The sequence below is a fragment of the Streptomyces sp. NPDC059567 genome, from assembly GCF_042735655.1.
GTDB lineage: Bacteria > Actinomycetota > Actinomycetes > Streptomycetales > Streptomycetaceae > Streptomyces.
The window spans coordinates 1-19,277 of sequence record NZ_JBHWBS010000051.1 but is presented as its reverse complement, the minus strand read 5'-3'; the positions used below and the strand labels follow the sequence as shown (position 1 = coordinate 19,277).

17 protein-coding genes and 5 tRNA genes are annotated in these 19,277 nt (G+C 69.4%); 9 read left to right on the top strand and 13 right to left on the bottom strand.

The window, feature by feature from the left end:
- Positions 1-149: 149 nt before the first annotated feature.
- From ACFVZW_RS22305 to leuC, 4 genes are all read right to left on the bottom strand, one after another.
- Positions 150-812 (bottom strand): HU family DNA-binding protein, encoded by a 663-nt coding sequence (locus ACFVZW_RS22305; protein ID WP_384523816.1) that lies wholly within the window; start codon positions 810-812, stop codon positions 150-152.
- A 143-nt stretch (positions 813-955) separates the two neighbouring features.
- The gene (locus tag ACFVZW_RS22300) at positions 956-1,183 is read right to left on the bottom strand and encodes a hypothetical protein (RefSeq protein WP_260227783.1); all 228 of its coding nucleotides are present in this window, start codon (positions 1,181-1,183) and stop codon (positions 956-958) included.
- Positions 1,184-1,287: 104 nt separating this feature from the next.
- Positions 1,288-1,881 (bottom strand): 3-isopropylmalate dehydratase small subunit, encoded by a 594-nt coding sequence (gene leuD, locus ACFVZW_RS22295; RefSeq protein WP_376446411.1) that lies wholly within the window; start codon positions 1,879-1,881, stop codon positions 1,288-1,290.
- A gap of 6 nt (positions 1,882-1,887) precedes the next feature.
- Entirely contained in the window at positions 1,888-3,312 is a 1,425-nt protein-coding gene (leuC, locus tag ACFVZW_RS22290; protein ID WP_383559732.1) for a 3-isopropylmalate dehydratase large subunit, read from the bottom strand.
- A gap of 140 nt (positions 3,313-3,452) precedes the next feature.
- Here leuC and ndgR point away from each other — a divergent pair, with 140 nt between their 5' ends.
- Positions 3,453-4,169 carry an IclR family transcriptional regulator NdgR gene (gene ndgR, locus ACFVZW_RS22285; protein ID WP_005311436.1) on the top strand — a complete coding sequence of 239 codons (717 nt, stop codon included), beginning with the start codon at positions 3,453-3,455 and terminating at the stop codon, positions 4,167-4,169.
- A gap of 131 nt (positions 4,170-4,300) precedes the next feature.
- Here ndgR and ACFVZW_RS22280 read toward each other — a convergent pair.
- The 9 genes from ACFVZW_RS22280 to ACFVZW_RS22240 all read right to left on the bottom strand — a co-directional run bounded on the left by ACFVZW_RS22280 (position 4,301) and on the right by ACFVZW_RS22240 (position 8,329).
- Positions 4,301-4,373, bottom strand: a tRNA-Glu gene (locus ACFVZW_RS22280).
- Between the two features lie 43 nt (positions 4,374-4,416).
- Positions 4,417-4,488: transfer RNA gene (locus ACFVZW_RS22275), tRNA-Gln, on the bottom strand.
- Between the two features lie 16 nt (positions 4,489-4,504).
- Positions 4,505-4,577: transfer RNA gene (locus tag ACFVZW_RS22270), tRNA-Glu, on the bottom strand.
- Positions 4,578-4,666: 89 nt separating this feature from the next.
- Positions 4,667-4,739: transfer RNA gene (locus ACFVZW_RS22265), tRNA-Glu, on the bottom strand.
- Positions 4,740-4,782: 43 nt separating this feature from the next.
- Positions 4,783-4,854: transfer RNA gene (locus ACFVZW_RS22260), tRNA-Gln, on the bottom strand.
- A gap of 94 nt (positions 4,855-4,948) precedes the next feature.
- Complete coding sequence (locus ACFVZW_RS22255) at positions 4,949-5,671, bottom strand: HAD family hydrolase (protein WP_384523813.1); 723 nt, start codon at positions 5,669-5,671, stop codon at positions 4,949-4,951.
- Positions 5,672-5,798: 127 nt separating this feature from the next.
- Positions 5,799-7,274 (bottom strand): glutamate--tRNA ligase, encoded by a 1,476-nt coding sequence (gltX, locus tag ACFVZW_RS22250; RefSeq protein WP_384523811.1) that lies wholly within the window; start codon positions 7,272-7,274, stop codon positions 5,799-5,801.
- Positions 7,267-8,061: a fumarylacetoacetate hydrolase family protein gene (locus tag ACFVZW_RS22245; protein WP_376445719.1), complete on the bottom strand. Its 795-nt coding sequence runs from the start codon at positions 8,059-8,061 to the stop codon at positions 7,267-7,269. Before ACFVZW_RS22245 ends, gltX begins: the two co-directional genes overlap by 8 nt.
- Positions 8,062-8,140: 79 nt before the next feature.
- A complete protein-coding gene (locus tag ACFVZW_RS22240; RefSeq protein ID WP_383562522.1) occupies positions 8,141-8,329 on the bottom strand; it encodes a hypothetical protein in 189 nt (62 codons plus the stop codon).
- Between the two features lie 547 nt (positions 8,330-8,876).
- Here ACFVZW_RS22240 and ACFVZW_RS22235 point away from each other — a divergent pair.
- The 8 genes from ACFVZW_RS22235 (at position 8,877) to ACFVZW_RS22200 (ending at position 19,229) form a co-directional block, all read left to right on the top strand.
- Positions 8,877-12,551: a nitrate- and nitrite sensing domain-containing protein gene (locus ACFVZW_RS22235; RefSeq protein ID WP_384523808.1), complete on the top strand. Its 3,675-nt coding sequence runs from the start codon at positions 8,877-8,879 to the stop codon at positions 12,549-12,551.
- 9 nt (positions 12,552-12,560) lie between these two features.
- Entirely contained in the window at positions 12,561-12,974 is a 414-nt protein-coding gene (locus ACFVZW_RS22230) for a roadblock/LC7 domain-containing protein (protein WP_030325548.1), read from the top strand.
- 126 nt (positions 12,975-13,100) lie between these two features.
- Positions 13,101-13,508, top strand: a complete 408-nt coding sequence (locus tag ACFVZW_RS22225; RefSeq protein WP_376445713.1) for a DUF742 domain-containing protein — start codon at positions 13,101-13,103, stop codon at positions 13,506-13,508.
- Positions 13,489-14,070, top strand: coding sequence for an ATP/GTP-binding protein (locus tag ACFVZW_RS22220; protein WP_383562518.1), 582 nt, complete (start codon positions 13,489-13,491; stop codon positions 14,068-14,070). Before ACFVZW_RS22225 ends, ACFVZW_RS22220 begins: the two co-directional genes overlap by 20 nt.
- A 339-nt stretch (positions 14,071-14,409) precedes the next feature.
- Positions 14,410-17,598 carry a nitrate- and nitrite sensing domain-containing protein gene (locus ACFVZW_RS22215; protein WP_384523805.1) on the top strand — a complete coding sequence of 1,063 codons (3,189 nt, stop codon included), beginning with the start codon at positions 14,410-14,412 and terminating at the stop codon, positions 17,596-17,598.
- A 7-nt stretch (positions 17,599-17,605) separates the two neighbouring features.
- A complete protein-coding gene (locus ACFVZW_RS22210) occupies positions 17,606-18,019 on the top strand; it encodes a roadblock/LC7 domain-containing protein (protein WP_005311461.1) in 414 nt (137 codons plus the stop codon).
- 93 nt (positions 18,020-18,112) lie between these two features.
- Positions 18,113-18,667 carry a DUF742 domain-containing protein gene (locus ACFVZW_RS22205; RefSeq protein WP_384523803.1) on the top strand — a complete coding sequence of 185 codons (555 nt, stop codon included), beginning with the start codon at positions 18,113-18,115 and terminating at the stop codon, positions 18,665-18,667.
- On the top strand, positions 18,648-19,229 hold the full coding sequence (locus ACFVZW_RS22200) for an ATP/GTP-binding protein (protein WP_050791473.1): 582 nt from the start codon (positions 18,648-18,650) through the stop codon (positions 19,227-19,229). Before ACFVZW_RS22205 ends, ACFVZW_RS22200 begins: the two co-directional genes overlap by 20 nt.
- Positions 19,230-19,277 lie beyond the last annotated feature (48 nt).

The window sequence follows — 19,277 nt, the reverse complement described above, 5'->3', positions numbered from 1 at the left end:
CACGGGGGCTACGGTGGGGACTGGGCGGGGGGCACCTAGTCTATCGGCCCGATTGGGCCGACGGGGGCTTCAACGCCCCGCGGGCGGGGCTCCCCGCGGGGAGCCCGGCCCGGCGTGTGAGTGGCCAATGGCCCCTGCGCCGCTTACTCCTACTTCTTCGCGGCGGCCTTCTTGGCGGTGGTCTTGCGCGCCGTCGTCTTCTTGGCGGGCGCCTTCTTCGCCGTGGCCTTCTTCGCCGGCGCGGTCTTCTTGGCGACGGTCTTCTTGGCCGTGGCCGTCGTCTTCTTCGCCGGGGCCGCCTTCTTGGCCGCCGCCGTGGTCTTCTTGACCGCGGTGGTCTTCTTCGCGGCGGTGGTCTTCTTGACCGCGGTGGTCTTCTTCGCCACGGTCTTCTTGACGGTGGCCTTCTTGGCGGCCGCCTTCTTGGCGGTGGTGGCCTTCTTGGCCGCGGCCTTCTTCACGGTCGCGGAAGCACCGCCGGTCAGGCTGCCCTTGGGCGCCTTCTTGACGGAGACCTCGCCGCCCTTGGGGAGCTTCTTCGAGCCGCTGACCAGGTCCTTGAAGCCCTGACCCGCACGGAAGCGCGGCACCGAGGTCTTCTTGACCCGCACGCGCTCACCCGTCTGCGGGTTGCGGGCGTACCGGGCCGGGCGGTCGACCTTCTCGAACGAGCCGAAGCCGGTGACCGAAACCCGGTCCCCGCCGACCACGGCACGCACGATCGCGTCCAGCACCGCGTCGACAGCGTCCGCGGCCTGCTGACGGCCGCCGAGCTTGTCGGCAATCGCTTCTACGAGCTGCGCCTTGTTCACGTCTTCCCCTTCGGAGACATTGCCAGAACGAAAGTGTTCAAGCTTTTTCGCACGTTAGGCATGTATATACCGCAAATCAAACACGAAACGGGCTAATCACCCTAGTGCCGCAACGCAGAAGTCCCGTTGCGGAGTTCCTGGTGTCAGTCGTCTTCAGGGAATCGGCCCTCATCGAGGTCCTTCATCAACCGGTCGAGACGCGTTGCCGCGTCCGCGAGATCGTGCTTCGCCGCTGCCGTGACGACCAGCAGCTTCCGGGACAGCGCCATCCTTACGCCCTCCGGGACTTGCAGTTCACGCACTCTTGTGTGCGCTTCCTTCAATCGGGCGGCGACTGCCTCGTAGAGCTCGAGTTGGCTGTCGCGTTCCATGCACCGATTGTGCCATCTAGGGCGAGTTGTCGCCCGACGGGGTCTCAACAAGCGACTGCGCCCCCCACCGGAGGGTGGGGGGCGCAGTCGTGGAAAAGCGCTGCTCAGACCGTAATTGTACGCGGCTTGAAGGCCGGCCGGGCCGCCTCGTAGGTCGCGATGTCGGCTTCGTTCTGAAGGGTGAGGCTGATGTCGTCCAGACCGTTCAGCAGACGCCAGCGGGCGTTCTCGTCGAGCTCGAAGTCGGCGTCGATCCCGGCCGCCAGCACCTTGCGGCGCTCCAAGTCAACGGTGATTTCGGCCGTCGGATCGGCCTCGGTCAGCTCCCAGAGCGCGTCCACGGTCTTCTGGTCCAGGACGACGGTCAGCAGGCCGTTCTTCAGCGAGTTGCCGCGGAAGATGTCGGCGAACCGGGAGGAGATGACGGTCTTGAAGCCGTAGTTCTGCAGCGCCCAGACGGCATGCTCACGGGAGGAGCCGGTGCCGAAGTCGGGGCCGGCCACCAGGACCGTGGCGCCCTGCCGCTCGGGGCGGTTGAGCACGAACTCGGAGTCCTTGCGCCAGGCCTCGAACAGCCCGTCCTCGAAGCCGTCGCGGGTGACCTTCTTCAGCCAGTGCGCGGGGATGATCTGGTCGGTGTCGACGTTGCTGCGGCGCAGCGGGACGGCCCGGCCGGTGTGCGTGGTGAAAGCTTCCATGGTTCCTCAGACCCCCGCGGGCGTAGCGACGTCGGACAGATCGGCCGGGGAGGCCAGGTGGCCCAGTACGGCGGTGGCGGCGGCGACCTGGGGCGAGACCAGGTGGGTCCGGCCGCCCTTGCCCTGCCGACCCTCGAAGTTGCGGTTGGAGGTGGACGCGGAGCGCTCACCGGGCGCCAGTTGGTCGGGGTTCATGCCCAGACACATCGAGCAGCCCGCGTGCCGCCATTCGGCGCCGGACTCCTTGAAGACCTTGTCCAGGCCCTCCTCGACGGCCTGCAGGGCCACCCGGACCGAGCCGGGGACGACCAGCATCCGGACGCCCTCGGCGACCTTGCGGCCCTCCAGCAGGGCGGCGGCGTTGCGCAGGTCCTCGATGCGGCCGTTGGTGCAGGAGCCTACGAAGACGGTGTCGACCTTGATGTCCCGCAGCGGCTGTCCGGCGGTCAACCCCATGTACTCCAGGGCCTTTTCGGCGGCCAGGCGCTCCGAAGCGTCTTCGTACGAAGCCGGGTCGGGGACGTTCGCCGAAAGCGGTGCGCCCTGGCCGGGGTTGGTGCCCCAGGTGACGAACGGCGCCAGGGAGGCGGCGTCGATGACGACCTCGGCGTCGAAGACCGCGTCCTCGTCGGACTTCAGGGTCTCCCAGTACGCGACGGCGGCGTCCCAGTCCTCGCCCTCGGGGGCGTGGGCGCGGCCCTTCAGATACGCGAAGGTGGTCTCGTCGGGGGCGATCATGCCCGCGCGGGCGCCGGCCTCGATCGACATGTTGCAGATGGTCATCCGGGCCTCCATCGAGAGCTTCTCGATGGCGGAGCCGCGGTACTCCAGGATGTAGCCCTGACCGCCGCCGGTGCCGATCTTGGCGATGATCGCCAGGATCAGGTCCTTGGCGGTGACGTCCTCGGGCAGCTCCCCGTCGACGGTGATCGCCATGGTCTTGGGGCGGGCCAGCGGCAGGGTCTGGGTGGCCAGGACGTGCTCGACCTGGCTGGTGCCGATGCCGAACGCCAGCGCGCCGAAGGCGCCGTGCGTGGAGGTGTGCGAGTCGCCGCAGACGACGGTGGTGCCGGGCTGGGTCAGGCCCAGCTGCGGGCCCACGACGTGGACGACGCCCTGCTCGACGTCGCCCAGCGGGTGCAGCCGTACGCCGAACTCCGCGCAGTTCTTGCGCAGGGTCTCCAACTGGGCGCGCGAGACCGGGTCGGCGATGGGCTTGTCGATGTCGAGGGTCGGGGTGTTGTGGTCCTCGGTGGCGATGGTGAGGTCGAGGCGCCGCACCTGCCGGCCGTTCTGGCGCAGGCCGTCGAACGCCTGGGGGCTGGTCACCTCGTGCAGCAGGTGCAGATCGATGAAGAGGAGGTCGGGCTCGCCCTCGGCGCGCCGGACGACGTGGTCGTCCCAGACCTTCTCCGCGAGTGTCCTACCCATCGCTTTCCCTCCGGCCGACGGCTACGTCGGCGCAACTAGAGACCCGTTTCGCAGGCCGTTGTGCGGCCGCCTCACCAGGGTCGCAAGATCCCGGGAAAATTGAACTTGCGTTTCACAGAGTGAGACGTGAATATCGTTGCATGGACAACTCTAGCGGCGTGGGCGTTCTCGACAAGGCAGCCCTTGTCCTGAGCGCCCTGGAGTCCGGTCCGGCCACCCTCGCAGGTCTGGTCGCGGCGACGGGACTCGCACGACCCACGGCACATCGCCTCGCCGTGGCACTGGAACACCACCGGATGGTGGCTCGCGACATGCAGGGCCGGTTCATCCTCGGACCGCGCCTGGCGGAGCTCGCCGCCGCGGCCGGTGAGGACCGCCTGCTCGCCACCGCGGGCCCCGTACTGACGCATCTGCGCGATGTCACCGGCGAGAGCGCCCAGCTCTACCGCCGCCAGGGCGACATGCGCATCTGCGTCGCGGCGGCCGAGCGACTGTCCGGCCTTCGGGACACGGTCCCGGTCGGCTCGACGCTGACGATGAAGGCCGGCTCCTCGGCGCAGATCCTCATGGCCTGGGAGGAGCCCGAGCGGCTCCACCGCGGACTTCAGGGCGCCCGCTTCACGGCGACGGCCCTCTCCGGCGTACGGCGCCGTGGCTGGGCGCAGTCGATCGGCGAGCGGGAGCCGGGCGTCGCGTCCGTCTCCGCGCCCGTACGCGGCCCCTCGAACCGCGTGGTGGCCGCCGTGTCGGTCTCCGGGCCGATCGAGCGCCTGACGCGCCACCCGGGCCGCATGCACGCCCAGGCGGTCATCGATGCCGCCGCCCGCCTCTCCGAGGCGCTCCGCCGCAACGGCTGACGCGCTTCACGTCCCTCCTGCCCGAACACCGGCCCACCGCTTCAACGCCGCAGCGGTGGGCCGGAGTTGTGTGCGGTGTCGTCCGTAACGCGAGGAAGCCCTCCCCCGAAGGGAAGGGCTTCCTCGATGCGTACCCCCGACCGGATTCGAACCGGCGCTACCGCCTTGAGAGGGCGGCGTGCTAGGCCGCTACACAACGGGGGCCTTGCGGATGAGATCCGCGTACGATGCAGATGAGCTCTGCGAGCTGGCCTACCAGGACTCGAACCTAGAATGACGGTACCAGAAACCGTAGTGTTGCCAATTACACCATAGGCCATGGTGGTTTAAACCAGTACCCCCGACCGGATTCGAACCGGCGCTACCGCCTTGAGAGGGCGGCGTGCTAGGCCGCTACACAACGGGGGCCCTAGCGATCCCACCCGGCACACGAGGTGCCGGGTGATGTCACCGCATGATCACCGGGAGCGACCCTGGTGATCCGCAGGATGGATCTGTACCCCCGACCGGATTCGAACCGGCGCTACTGCCTTGAGAGGGCAGCGTGCTAGGCCGCTACACAACGGGGGCTTTGCGGATGAGATCCGCGTACGATGCAGATGAGCTCTGCGAGCTGGCCTACCAGGACTCGAACCTAGACTAACGGAACCAGAAACCGTCGTGCTGCCAATTACACCATAGGCCACCAAAACGCGACCCCCCGCAAAGGGGATCTTGTTCGGGTTGTGCTCCGGTGGGTTTCGGCCTTTCGGCTTGCTCCCCTCGGCGCAGGAAGAACATTACCTGAAGGTGTCCGGCGCTCCAAAACGGGTATCCCCGCGCAGCAGACCGGGGAGCTGGTGGAGGTCGGTGATGCGGGTCAGCTCGGGTCGCCCGCCAATGGCGGTGCGGTCCAGCCAGATCCCCCTGAGCCCCGCCTCGGCGGCCCCGCGCGCGTCGATGTCCGGCTGGTCGCCGACGTACGCCACCTCACCGGGGGCCAGCCCCAGTGCGGCGCAGGCGGCGTGGAAGGCCTCGGCGGCCGGCTTCGCGACCCCCAGCTCCGCGGCGCAGACGACGGCCTCGAAGCGCTCGCGCAGGCCGAGGACGCGCAGCTTGCGGTCCTGGTTGTGGATGCTGGAGTTCGACAGGACCGCGTGACGGTAGTCACCCGCCAGCACGTCGAGGACGGGCACGGCGTCGGGGAAGAGCTCCCACGCGGCCTCGTAGTGCGCCAAGTACCGCTCGAACCAGGCGTCGGCCTCGGCGGCGGTCAGCCCCGGCGCGGCGAGGAAGTCCCGCACCCGCTCCCGCCGCTGTTCCCGGAAGTCCACCCCGCCCGCCTCGAAGCGCCGCCAGTGGACGACGGTCAGCTCCTGCCAACGACGGAGGGCCTGGTCGACGGAGTCGAATCCGTCCACCAGGCCCTCGGCCGTGAGGTGGTCGCGCATCCCGGTCAGGTCGGCACGGGAGTAGTCGAAGAGCGTGTCGTCGATGTCCCACAGGACCGCGCGGATGGCCATGGGGCCACGGTACGTGAGAGCCCCGCGGCGCGGGCGACCCTCGCGGAGGGCTGACCCTCCGCGCCACCGACGCATCGAGGCCCGGCTCCCGTGAAGGGGGCCGGGCCTCGTCACGTACCGGAGACCGTTACGCGGCCAGCTTCGCCAGCGCCGCGTCGATGCGGGTCAGGGTCTTCTCCTTGCCCAGGATCTCCAGGGACTCGAAGAGCGGCAGGCCGACCGTGCGCCCGGTGACCGCGACGCGGACCGGGGCCTGGGCCTTGCCGAGCTTCAGACCGTGCTCCTCGCCGGCGGCCAGGACCGCGTTCTTGAGGGACTCCGGGTCACTCCAGTCGGCCGACTCCAGCTTGGCGCGCGCGGTGGTGAGCAGCGCGGCCGGCTCGCCCTTCATGGCCTTGTCCCACGAGGGCTGGTCGAAGACCGGCTCGGGCAGGAAGAGGAAGTCCACGTTGGCCGTGATGTCCGAGAGGACGGTCACCCGGGTCTGGGCGTGCGGCGCGATGGCGTCCCAGGCGGCGCGGTCGAAGTCCTCGGGCGCCCAGTTGGCGTGCGGGGCCGCCAGCCAGGGCTCGCAGGCCGCGGCGAACGCCTTCACGTCCAGCATCCGGATGTGATCGGCGTTGATCGACTCGGCCTTCTTGAGGTCGAAGCGCGCCGGGTTGGCGTTGACGTCGGCGATGTCGAACTTCTCGACCATCTGCTCGATGGTGAAGATGTCCTGGTCCGCCGAGAAGGACCAGCCCAGGAGCGAGAGGTAGTTCAGCAGGCCCTCGCGCAGGAAGCCGCGCTCCCGGTAGAGGTTCAGGGACGCCTGCGGGTCGCGCTTGGAGAGCTTCTTGTTGCCCTCGCCCATCACGTACGGCAGGTGGCCGAAGGCGGGGATCTCCTTGGCGACGCCCAGCTCGATCAGCGCCTTGTAGAGCGCGATCTGGCGCGGGGTCGAGGAGAGCAGGTCCTCGCCGCGCAGGACGTGCGTGATCTCCATCAGCGCGTCGTCGACCGGGTTGACCAGGGTGTACAGCGGGGCGCCGTTGGCGCGCACGATGCCGTAGTCCGGGACGTTGTCCGGGGTGAAGGTGAGTTCGCCGCGGACCAGGTCGGTGAAGGTGATCGGCTCGTCGGGCATCTTGAAGCGGACGATCGACTCGCGGCCCTCGGCGCGGTAGCGCTCGATGCGCTCGTCGCTCAGGTTGCGGCAGGTGCCGTCGTAGCCCGAGGGCTTGCCGGCCAGGCGTGCCGCGTCACGACGGGCCTCCAGCTCCACGGCGGTGCAGAAGCAGTGGTAGGCGTAGCCGCCGGCGAGCAGCTTCTCGGCGACGTCCTTGTAGATGTCCATCCGCTGCGACTGGCGGTACGGCTCGTGAGGGCCGCCGATCTCGGGGCCCTCGTCCCAGTCGAGACCGAGCCAGCGCATCGAGTCGAGCAGCTGGTTGTACGACTCCTCGGAGTCGCGCGCCGCGTCGGTGTCCTCGATGCGGAAGACCATGGTGCCCTGGTTGTGCCGGGCGAAGGCCCAGTTGAAGAGGGCGGTGCGGACCAGGCCCACGTGGGGGTTGCCGGTCGGGGAGGGACAGAAACGTACGCGGACGTTCGCGTTAGCCACGCTTGATCACCTTGTTGGTGAGAGTGCCGATGCCTTCGATGGTGACGGCGACCTCGTCGCCGACGTTGAGGGGGCCGACCCCGGCGGGAGTGCCGGTGAGGATGACGTCGCCCGGGAGCAGCGTCATGGCCTCGGTGATGTGGACGACCAGGTCCTCGATGGAGCGGATCATGTCGCTGGTGCGACCGAGCTGGCGCTGTTCGCCGTTGACCGTGGCCTGGATGGTGAGGTCGCTCGCGGCGGCCAGGTCCAGACCCGTCTCGACCCAGGGGCCCAGCGGGCAGCTGGTGTCGAAGCCCTTCGCCCGGGCCCACTGCTTCTCGCGCGCCTGCGCGTCGCGGGCGGTGACGTCGTTGGCGCAGGTGAAGCCGAAGATGACGTCCTTGACGCGCTCGCGCGGGACCTCGCGGCACATACGGCCGATGACCACGGCCAGTTCGGCCTCGTGGTGCAGCTCGTTGGAGAAGGAGGGGTACTCGATGGCGTCGCCGGGGCCGATCACCGAGGTGGTCGGCTTGAAGAAGGCGACGGGGACCTCCGGGACCTCGTTGCCGAGTTCGGCGGCGTGCTCCGCGTAGTTGCGGCCGATGGCCACGACCTTGTTGGGGAGCACGGGCGGCAGGAGCCGTACCTTGCCGAGCGGGACCTTGGTGCCGCTGAGCTCGAAGTCGGTGTACGGGATGCCCTTGATGATGTCGAGGACCAGGCCGCCGGACTCGACGGTTCCCTCGCCCTCGACGGCGCCGAAGGCGACATTGCCGTCGATGGAGAATCTGGCGATGCGCACGAGTGCTGTCGCCCCTCACTTGGTACTTGCTGGAGTCTGACGCTCCAGGCTAACGCGGTGAGGGGCGGCTCCTGCCGTATTACTGTGCGGGCTGCGCTGCCTCGGGGGCGGTCATGAGGACCGTGCGGCGGGGGTTGGCCGTCTGCGTGGGGAGCTCGGCCACGTGCTCCAGCTGCGCGCCCCGGCCGAGCTGCTCGGCGTCCTCGAGGTGGGCGAGCGTGGTGCGGCGGGGGTTGGCCGTGGAGCGGAGCAGCATCGTCGTCTTCATGTTTTCGCGAGCCTCTACAGAACGGGGAGTCTTGTAAAGCGTCAGGCTAAACGTGCAATTCCCTTCGAATGCATGGGGGAGACAACGATCTAGGTGTGAGTTTGCTCACCACGGCCGGGATGATCCGGACATAACGGTCCACCCTCGGGGGTCAAGGAAACGGACATTCCCCTACTGAATGCTTCATTCCGCTCCTGATCATGGCGACTGGGACACTCGGACTCCATGAGCCTTTGGGAGTAATAAGTCCGATTCCTCCATGATCATCTTCTACGTGGGGTGACATGATGTTCACGGGTTGTCATGCAGTCGGACGTCCGAGACGCGGCCCTTGTTGGAGATCCGGCACTGTGCTGGAATTCCACGCACCGCCGCGGGTTTCAAGCCGGCGCGCAGGGGGCGCAACGCAGCGCCGGGTGAGCGGCGGGGAAGGGGGAACTGCGCCGGTCATCGACGACCACCATGGGGCGCATTCCGCGTCCCGAGACGCCGACACCGTCCTCTCCGTTCACGCGGAAGGGCGCCTGGTCCAGAGGTTGCGACGCTAGTGCAGGGACGATTCAAGAGGGATGGCAGCAACGCTGCCGCGGAGCAGGAGCCTCGCGCCGGAACCGACCGCGGTTCCTCGGCCCAGCACGCCCCGAACCCGGGCAAGGGTCCGGCAGGCGAGGGCGGTGAGGCCTCCGGGCGCTCCGGCGCCACGACCTCTGCCACCGAGTCCGCCACCACCGCGAAGAAGCCCAAGGCCGAGAACGAGGTCGGGCCGCGAATAGCCCTGCGCAACTGGCGCATCTCGACGCGTCTGGTCGCCCTGCTGACCCTCCCCGTGGTCGCGGCCACCAGCCTCGGCGGCATCCGAATCAGCGAGTCCCTCCAGGACATGGAGCAGCTCGACCACCTCCAGCTGCTCACCAAGCTGACGCAGGAGGCGACCGACCTCGCCCAGGCCCTGCAGGCCGAGCGTGACCACTCCGCCGGTCCGCTGGCCAACGGGAAGTCGTCCGGCGACTATCAGGTCGCCACCAAGCGCAAGGCGACGGACCGGGCCCAGAAGGCGTTCATGGACGCCACCGGGGACATCCCCGCCACCGAGGGCGACGAGGCGCTGCAGAGCATCCGTCAGAACGTCAGCCAGATCGCTTCCCAGGTCGTCCAGCTCGGCGGCATCCGAACCGACGCCTACAAGAAGGGCGTCTCCCACTCGGTGACGGTCGAGGCGTACAGCCGGCTGATCCGCTCGCTGCTGAGCCTCTCCCAGGACATGGCGCAGGCGACCAGCAACCCCGAGATGATCAAGCGGACCCGGGCGCTCGCGGCGTTCTCGTCCGCCAAGGAGTACGCCTCCGTCCAGCAGGCGATCATCGCCTCGGCGCTGCCCCCGGACAACAGCCGGCCCGGCAAGCTGGAGCAGGGCGACCGCCTCTACGGCTACGCCGCCCAGCAGGGTGAGAAGGTCGAGCTCAAGTCCTTCGAGACCATCTACGAGTCGGCCGGTGGCGACGCCGCCGAGCTGACCGCCTCGCTCACCACCGGCAACCCCTCCATCGAGGCCGCCGACAAGTACGCGGACCGGGTGCTGAGCACCGACAGCGGCCTGGCCGGCCGCACGCTGCGCGGTCACCTGAACTTCACCGACGAGTACGGCACCAAGATCGTGGCGATGAGCCGCATCGAGGCCAACCTGCTCGGCCAGATGGACACCAAGGCCCGTGAGCTGCGCGCCGAGTCGCAGCGCGACGCCATCATCAACGGTGCGCTGATCCTCCTCGTCCTCGGTGTCTCGCTCGTCGGCGCCTTCGTCGTGGCGCGGTCCATGATCCGCTCGCTGCGCCGGCTCCAGGACACCGCGACCAAGGTCGCCCAGGACCGTCTGCCCGAGCTCGTCAAGCAGCTCTCCGAGGCCGACCCGCAGGACGTCGACACCTCCGTCGAGTCCGTCGGTGTGCACTCCCGGGACGAGATCGGCCAGGTGGCCGCGGCCTTCGACGACGTGCACCGCGAGGCGGTCCGCCTCGCCGCCGAGCAGGCCCTGCTGCGGGGCAACGTCAACGCGATGTTCACCAACCTCTCGCGCCGCTCCCAGGGTCTTATCCAGCGTCAGCTCTCGCTCATCTCCGAGCTGGAGTCCCGCGAGGCCGACCCGGACCAGCTCTCCTCGCTCTTCAAGCTCGACCACCTCGCGACGCGTATGCGCCGTAACGGTGAGAACCTCCTCGTCCTCGCCGGTGAGGAGCCCGGCCGTCGCTGGACCCGTCCGGTCCCGCTGGTCGACGTGCTCCGTGCCGCCGCCTCCGAGGTGGAGCAGTACGAGCGCATCGAACTGGCCGCCGTCCCGGCGACCGAGGTCGCCGGCCGCGTCGTCAACGACCTCGTGCACCTCCTCGCCGAGCTGCTCGAGAACGCCACCTCGTTCTCCTCGCCGCAGACCAAGGTCCGCGTCACCGGTCACGCGCTGCCCGACGGCCGTGTGCTCGTCGAGATCCACGACACCGGCATCGGCCTCTCCCCCGAGGACCTCGCCGCGATCAACGAGCGGCTCGCCTCGCCGCCCACCGTGGACGTCTCCGTCTCCCGCCGCATGGGTCTGTTCGTGGTCGGCCGCCTGTCCCTGCGACACGGCATCCGCATCCAGCTGCGCCCGTCGGACTCCGGCGGCACCACCGCGCTCGTCATGCTCCCCGTCGACGTCGCCCACGGCGGCAAGAAGCCCGCTCCCAAGCAGGGCCCCGGCGGCCAGGGCGCGATGCCGCAGGCTCCCGCCGCTTCCGGTGGCCGCCTGACCGGCGGTCCGGGTGCGGCCGGTGGTCCCGGCGCCGGTGGCCGTCCGGGCATCGGTGGCGCGCCGTCCGCCTCGTCGGCGTCGGCCGGCCGGCTCGGTGCCGGTGCGAGTGCCGCCCGCGGTCAGGTCGGCGCGGGCAGCGGCCCGCGTGCCGCGCTGCCCGGCCGGGACGGCGCGCAGCGCCCGAACGGTCCGCAGGGCCAGGCCCCGCAGCAGCAGCACCAGGGCCAGCAGACCTCGCAGATGCCGCAGGTGTCCACGGAGCCGCAGCGTCCGGGCCTCGGCGCCGGTGGCTTCGGCGGCGCGCAGAGCGCCATTCCGTCCCGTACTGACGTCTGGGGCGGCCAGGGCCAGGGTCAGGGCAACCAGGGCAAGGCTCCCCAGCAGCCGCAGCAGGGCCAGGGCAACCAGGCCCCGCAGGGCGGTCGCCCCGGCCAGGGCGGCTACCCGCGCGCCGAGCTGCCCGGCGGCAACCCGCAGCAGCAGCGTCCGCAGACCACCAGCTGGGGCAACGACCCGGCTCAGCCGGTCCGCCGCCCGCAGCAGGAGATGTCGCCGCTGGACGCGCCGCGCGGTCACGAGGAGCCGGAGACCACGGGCCAGTACCCCCGGCCGACGGCGCCTCAGGGCCCCGGTTCCACGGGCCAGTTCCCCCGCCCGGACTTCGGCCGCCAGCAGAACCCGCAGCAGGCTCCTCAGGGGTACCAGCCGCAGCCCTCGCAGGACCCGGCGTCCACCGCGCAGTTCCCCCGCCCGGACTTCGGACAGCCGCAGCAGGCGCCCCAGCAGCCCCAGGGGTACCAGCAGCAGCCCCCGGCCCAGCGCCCCCGCGGCGGCGGCGACTACGGTGCGCCCCGCCCGGCCGGGAACCTGCCCCAGCAGCCGCAGCAGCCTCAGCTGCAGCAGCCCCGCCAGCCCGAGGCCCTGCCTCCGGCGAGCGGCCCGAGCGACGCCCGTACCCCCCTGTACGACACGCTGGAGACCAACTGGTTCCACGGTCAGGACCAGGGTCAGCAGGACAACGGACGGGGTGCGGTCGATCAGACGATGCAGACCCCGGTCGTGCCTCAGCAGCCCGCCTCCCCCGCTCCGCGGCGCCCCGCCGCGCAGGGCGGCGGCGAGGGCGGTCAGCAGCAGGGCGGCCCCGCCTCGTGGCGGACCTCGCCCAACGACGAACTGGTGCGCCAGGCCGAGCGGGTCCGCAAGCCCGCGGCCGGCGGCGTCACCACCTCCGGGCTGCCGCGACGGGTCCCGAAGGCCAACCTCGTACCCGGAACCGCGCAGGAGCAGGCCCACACGGCCGGTCCTCAGGTCTCGCGTGCACCCGATGACGTCCGCGGCCGGCTCACCAATCTGCGCCGCGGTATCCAACAGGGCCGCCAGGCGGGCAACTCGACCACGGGTAGCTTCCGCCTCGGCCCGACCCACCAGCAGGAGCGTTAGTTGAGCGCGATGAGCCAGGCGGCGCAGAATCTGAACTGGTTGATCACCAACTTCGTGGACAACACCCCCGGGGTGTCCCACACAGTGGTGGTCTCCGCCGACGGCCTGCTGCTGGCCATGTCGGAAGGATTCCCCCGCGACCGCGCCGACCAGCTGGCGGCGGTCGCGTCCGGACTTACCTCGCTGACCGCGGGCGCGTCCCGGATCTTCGAGGGCGGTCCTGTCGCGCAGACGGTCGTGGAGATGGAGCGCGGCTTCCTCTTCCTGATGTCCGTCTCCGACGGTTCCTCACTGGCCGTTCTCGCGCACCCGGAGTGCGACATCGGCCTCGTGGGCTACGAGATGACGCTGCTGGTCGACCGGGCCGGCAGCGTACTCACCCCGGATCTCCGTGCCGAGCTCCAGGGAAGCCTCCTGCACTAAGACACCGACAGGGTGGCCCGCCCCTCCGTGCCGCCCTGGGATCACACACCGTCCGGCCGCCCCATCCGGCCCCCCACCGGCCCCATCAGACGGCATTCGACCCGTGCCGTCACGCCCGGAGGATTCATGACCCCGCCCCCCGCCTCTCACGATCCGTACGGCTCCTCTATAGACGAGTCGTACGGACATGAAGGCGACCAGCCGCTGGTTCGTCCGTATGCGATGACCGGCGGCCGGACCCGGCCGCGCTACCAACTCGCCATAGAGGCGCTGGTCAGCACCACGGCCGACCCGGCACACCTCTCGACGTTGCTCCCCGAGCACCAGCGGATCTGCCACCTGTGCCGGGAGGTCAAGTCGGTGGCCGAGGTCTCGGCACTGCTGTCCATGCCGCTCGGTGTCGCCCGGATCCTCGTCGCCGACCTGGCGGAGGCGGGCATGGTGGCGATCCACCAGCCGGGCAACGGAGAGGCCGGCGGCACGCCGGACGTGACACTGCTCGAAAGGGTGCTCAGTGGACTTCGCAAGCTCTAGCGGCGGCGCGGCCCGTTCAACCACCAGCGCGAAGATCGTGGTGGCGGGTGGCTTCGGCGTGGGCAAGACCACGTTCGTCGGCGCCGTCTCGGAGATCAACCCGCTGCGTACCGAGGCCGTCATGACCTCGGCCTCGGCCGGGATCGACGATCTGACGCACACCGGCGACAAGACCACCACGACGGTGGCGATGGACTTCGGCCGAATCACCCTGGACCAGGACCTGATCCTGTACCTCTTCGGTACGCCCGGTCAGGACCGCTTCTGGTTCATGTGGGACGACCTGGTCCGCGGTGCCATCGGCGCCGTCGTGCTCGTGGACACCCGCCGTCTCGCCGACTGCTTCCCGGCCGTCGACTACTTCGAGAACAGCGGCCTGCCGTTCGTCATCGCCCTGAACGGCTTCGAGGGGCACCAGCCGTACACCCCCGACGAGGTCCGCGAGGCGCTGCAGATCGGTCCGGGCACTCCGATCATCACCACCGACGCCCGCCACCGCGCGGACGCCAAGAGCGCTTTGATCACGCTTGTCGAGCATGCGCTGATGGCACGACTCAAATAGGCGATCATCTACGGAAGTTGTCGTACGCCGCTTGGGGGGCGGCCTGTGTCGTTCGACACGGCCCGCCCCCGTGTTCATAACGTTTCGAATGAGAATTGCGGCCCCTCGGACACCCGACGCATCCGATTGGTGCCGCTGTGCTCACATGAGCCTCGCCATTTGGCGGGGCTCGTTCTTTATGCCCGTTTTATCTTGGGCTTCGAGTGGCCAAAACCGGTGCTCAGGGCTGTTTGGAAGGGACACCCTTCACGTGCTGCAATTCATGAACTCCCGAGTAGTACGGCCCTGAACGAAACACCGGCACAACGTAGGTGCCGACGCCGAGAGGTTGTTGGTCGAGTGAGGCGAAGCAAGGAAAGCTCCGCGGAGCAGCAGGCGCGAGGCAACTTCACGCCGCCGGCACGCATGGTGGCGTCGCCCGCTGAACCGCCGGTGACGCCCCAGGCCGGCAGCGGCCAGGGCAGCTCGAGCAAGCTGTCCCCGCGCAACTGGCGCGTACCGACCAGGCTGAACGCGATCCTCCTCATACCCGTGCTGGTCGGCCTCGTCATGGGCGGCTTCCAGGTGAAGGGGTCGATCGACACCTGGCAGGAGGCCCAGAACGCCGAGAAGACGGCGCTGATCGTGCGCGCCGCCTCGGAGTACAGCCAGGCGCTTCTCAACGAGCGTGACCTCACCGCCGCTCCCCTCCTCTCCGGAGAGGACCGCAAGGGCGACGAGGTGGCGCAGGCCTTCGCGGCCACCGACGCCGCCAAGGTCAAGTTCGACGAGGCCGTCAAGGACATGCCCGAGGGCGAGGGCCTGGAGCGCCGCCTGAAGCTGTTCAGGGGCGAGGAGCCCAAGCTCGAGAAGCTGCGCCAGATCTCCTACACCGCGGCTCTGGACCCCGTGAACACCCAGCTCGGGTACACCGGTGTCCAGCACTTCCTGATGGAGTTCTCCAACGAGCTCGGCCTCGGCACCGGCAACGTCACCGCCTACGGCCGTACGCTCTACGCCGTCCAGCTCGCCAAGGGCGCCGAGTCGCTGCAGCGCTCGATCGGCATACAGCTCCTCGTCCGGCCCAGCAAGAAGGACGCGGTCTTCGCCCAGCAGTCCGTGGCGTTCAACTCGTACAACTACCTGGAGCAGATCGCCCTCGGCGAGTACAACTCCGGTGGCACCCAGGCGGACGTTGACCGCCTGAAGCAGGTCATGGGCGAGAAGGCCAAGGACGGCGAGCAGAAGATGCAGGAGGCAGGCCTCAACCTGCCGAAGGGGGCCGACGGCTCCGTCTTCACCGGCGTGGTCAAGGAGATCGGTGCGGCCGCGGACGCCGACGCGATCGCCGCGCTGAAGCAGCAGGGCATCAACGCCCAGACCTGGATGGCCGTCGCCACCGGCAAGTTCGACGGCTACACCACGGTCGAGAAGGAGCTCGTCGACAAGGCCGTGGCCGAGGCGGCGAACATCTCCTCGGACGCCAAGACGGACGCCTTCGTCAACGGTGGCATCGTCGTCATCGCCCTCCTCGCGGCCTTCATCCTGGCCGGGATGATGGCCCGCCAGATGAGCCGCTCGATGCGCGAGCTGCGCACCGCCGCCTTCGCCATCGCCGAGCAGCGTCTGCCGATGCTCGTCGACCAGCTGTCCCGTACCGAGCCGGGCCGGGTCGACACCCGGGTCCAGCCCATCCCGATCGACTCCCAGGACGAGATCGGCGAGGTCGCCCGCGCCTTCGACCAGGTCCACCGTGAGGCCGTCCGGCTCGCCGCCGAGCAGGCCATGCTCCGGGGCAACGTCAACGCGATCTTCACCAACCTCTCGCGCCGCAACCAGTCGCTGATCGAGGGCCAGCTGACCCTCATCACCGACCTGGAGAACAACGAGGCCGACCCGGACCAGCTGGAGAACCTCTTCAAGCTGGACCACCTGGCCACCCGTATGCGCCGCAACGGCGAGAACCTCCTCGTCCTCGCCGGCGAGGAGCCGGGCCGCCGCTGGGACCAGCCGGTGCCGCTCGTCGACGTCATGCGTGCCGCCTCCTCCGAGGTGGAGCAGTACGAGCGCATCGAGCTCGCCGGTGTCCCGGAGGCCGAGATCCACGGCCAGGCCGTGACCGACCTCGTGCACCTGCTCGCCGAGCTCCTGGAGAACGCCACCACGTTCTCCTCCCCGCAGACCAAGGTCCGCGTCACCGCGACCCGACTGCCCGACGGCCGCGTGATGGTCGAGATCCACGACAAGGGAATCGGCCTGACCGCCGAGGACTTCGCGGACATCAACCACAAGCTGGCCAACCCGCCGACCGTGGACGCCGCCGTCTCGCAGCGCATGGGCCTGTTCGTGGTCGGCCGGCTGGCCGACCGGCACGGCGTCCGCGTCCAGCTCCGCCCCTCGGGCGAGCAGGCCGGTACGACCTCGCTGGTCATGCTGCCGGACGCGATCACCCACGGTGGTGGTGGCGAGCAGCTCCCCGAGAACGACTTCACGGTCTCGCAGATCATCCCGCAACAGCAGCAGCACGCCTTCGAGCCGGCGCAGCCGCAGATGCGGACCGCGGCGGAGCTCGGCTTCGACGACTCCCGCTACGAGCAGCCGGCGGACGACCGCCAGCTCGACCCGGTGAACCGTTCGCTGATGCGCGAGGAGCGCCGGGCGGCCCTGGAGTCGCAGGCCCACGGCGGCGAGCGTCCGCTCTACCGCGACGAGGTGGACGGGCAGCAGCAGGCGTACGAGCAGGAGTACGCGCAGGAGCAGGAGTACGTCCAGGAGTACGCTCCCGACTACGGCAACCAGGCTCCGCAGCAGGACGGATACGCCTACCAGGAGCAGGGCTACGACGGCTACGGCCAGCCCGCCGGCGGGTATGCCGAGCAGGGCTATGCGGAACCCGCGTACCAGGGTCAGGACAATGGTCAGGCGCAGTACGACAACGCCTACGAGCCCCAGGCCCACCAGGGTGACTGGCAGGATCAGGGCGCGTACCAGGGCGGCTACCAGCAGGCGTACGGTGCGGATGCGGAATCTGCTCACGGCGCTCCCGAAGCGGCCCCCGAGCGCGTAGGCTTCGACCGTCCGGGTCTCACGCCGAACCCCACCCCGGACGCCGGCCACGCGATGACCGACGCCGGTCTGCCGCGCCGTGGCAGCACCGCCGGACAGGCTTCGCAGCCCGCGCAGCAGGGTCTGCCCACGCGGACGGTCCAGCACCCGGCCGAGCAGCCGGTTCAGCAGAACCAAGCCGACGGCACCGAAGAGTGGCGCTCGACGAACGACGAGCGCTGGCAGCGGGCCGAGAAGCTCCGCGACCCGAAGGCGGGCGGGGTCACCTCGTCCGGTCTTCCGAAGCGCGTCCCCAAGGCCAATCTGGTCGAGGGCACGGCGGAGCAGACCCCGCAGGGCGGCCCCCAGGTCTCCCGCAATCCCGAGGACGTGCGGGGCAGGTTGAGCAACCTGCGCCGTGGTGTCCAGCAGGGACGCACCGCGGGAACGGACACGAACGGATCGGGCCTCGGCCCGGGCAGTACCTACAACCAGGAGCGTTAGTGTGAGCATGAGCCAGGCGGCGCAGAATCTGAACTGGTTGATCACCAACTTCGTGGACAACACCCCTGGGGTGTCCCACACCGTGGTGGTCTCCGCCGACGGACTCCTGCTGGCGATGTCCGAGGGATTCCCCCGGGACCGCGCCGACCAGCTGGCGGCCGTCGCCTCCGGACTGACCTCGCTGACCGCGGGCGCGTCCCGCATCTTCGAGGGCGGTGCGGTCAACCAGACCGTCGTGGAGATGGAGAGGGGCTTCCTCTTCATCATGTCGATCTCGGACGGCTCTTCGCTGGCCGTGCTCGCGCACCCGGAGGCCGACATCGGTCTCGTGGGCTACGAGATGGCACTGCTCGTCGATCGCGCGGGCAGCGTTCTGACTCCTGACCTCCGGGCGGAGCTTCAGGGAAGTCTTCTCAACTAACAGACAGACAGTGCGTTTCACGCCACCGCACCGTAAGGTGCGGTGGCGCGGCTCCACAGGGACATGGACCGCGAGGCAGTCGGAGGAGGAGACGTGGGTACACCCCCGGGCGGACGCCCTTACAACGGTTTTGACGGATCGCAGCCGCACGGCGACACCACGCAGAACCGGTTCAACTTTCCCTCCGCCCCGAGCAGACAGGGCGCAGCGCAGCCCTACCAGCAGCCTCAGGCCCAGCAGTCGGCTCCGGTCGGCGCGCCGAGCGCCGCGCGCAGGGGTGCGGGCGGTTCCGGCGGTTCCGGCGGGCACAACCCGCTGGTGCGTCCGTATGCGATGACCGGCGGCCGGACCCGGCCGCGTTACCAGCTCGCCATCGAGGCGCTGGTCAGTACGACGGCCGATCCGGCCCGGCTGCAGGGGCAGTTGCCCGAGCACCAGCGGATCTGCCGACTGTGCTTCGAGATCAAGTCGGTGGCCGAGATCTCGGCACTTCTCTCCATCCCCCTCGGCGTTGCCCGGATTCTCGTCGCCGACCTGGCCGAGGCCGGACTTGTCGCCATCCACCAGCCCGGCGGCGACGAGGCCGCCGGCGGTCAGCCAGACGTGACACTGCTCGAAAGGGTGCTCAGTGGACTTCGCAAGCTCTAGCGGCGGCGCGGCCCGTTCAACCACCAGCGCGAAGATCGTGGTGGCGGGTGGCTTCGGCGTGGGCAAGACCACGTTCGTCGGCGCCGTCTCGGAGATCAACCCGCTGCGTACCGAGGCCGTGATGACGTCTGCGTCCGCGGGCATCGACGACCTCACGCACACCGGCGACAAGACGACGACGACTGTCGCGATGGACTTCGGCCGAATCACCCTGGACCAGGACCTGATCCTGTACCTCTTCGGTACGCCCGGTCAGGACCGCTTCTGGTTCATGTGGGACGACCTGGTCCGCGGTGCGATCGGTGCGGTCGTTCTGGTCGACACCCGGCGGCTCGCCGACTGCTTCCCGGCCGTCGACTACTTCGAGAACAGCGGCCTGCCGTTCGTCATCGCCCTGAACGGGTTCGACGGCCACCAGCCTTACAACCCGGAGGAGGTCCGCGAGGCCCTCCAGATCGGTCCGGACACCCCGATCATCACCACGGACGCCCGCCACCGCGCGGACGCCAAGAGCGCGCTCATCACCCTGGTCGAGCACGCGCTCATGGCCCGCCTGCGGTAGGTCTCCGACGGACTGCCCGTGCGAATGGGCCCGCCGCACCGTTTCCGG

Coding starts and splice junctions, on each gene's coding strand:
- ACFVZW_RS22210 (WP_005311461.1), top strand. CDS start 17,606: ATGAGCCAGGCGGCGCAGAATCTGAACTGGTTGATCACCAACTTCGTG.
- ACFVZW_RS22240 (WP_383562522.1), bottom strand. CDS start 8,329: ATGAAGACGACGATGCTGCTCCGCTCCACGGCCAACCCCCGCCGCACC.
- leuD (WP_376446411.1), bottom strand. CDS start 1,881: ATGGAAGCTTTCACCACGCACACCGGCCGGGCCGTCCCGCTGCGCCGC.
- ACFVZW_RS22230 (WP_030325548.1), top strand. CDS start 12,561: ATGAGCCAGGCGGCGCAGAATCTGAACTGGTTGATCACCAACTTCGTG.
- ACFVZW_RS22255 (WP_384523813.1), bottom strand. CDS start 5,671: ATGGCCATCCGCGCGGTCCTGTGGGACATCGACGACACGCTCTTCGAC.
- ndgR (WP_005311436.1), top strand. CDS start 3,453: ATGGACAACTCTAGCGGCGTGGGCGTTCTCGACAAGGCAGCCCTTGTC.
- leuC (WP_383559732.1), bottom strand. CDS start 3,312: ATGGGTAGGACACTCGCGGAGAAGGTCTGGGACGACCACGTCGTCCGG.
- ACFVZW_RS22300 (WP_260227783.1), bottom strand. CDS start 1,183: ATGGAACGCGACAGCCAACTCGAGCTCTACGAGGCAGTCGCCGCCCGA.
- ACFVZW_RS22225 (WP_376445713.1), top strand. CDS start 13,101: ATGACCCCGCCCCCCGCCTCTCACGATCCGTACGGCTCCTCTATAGAC.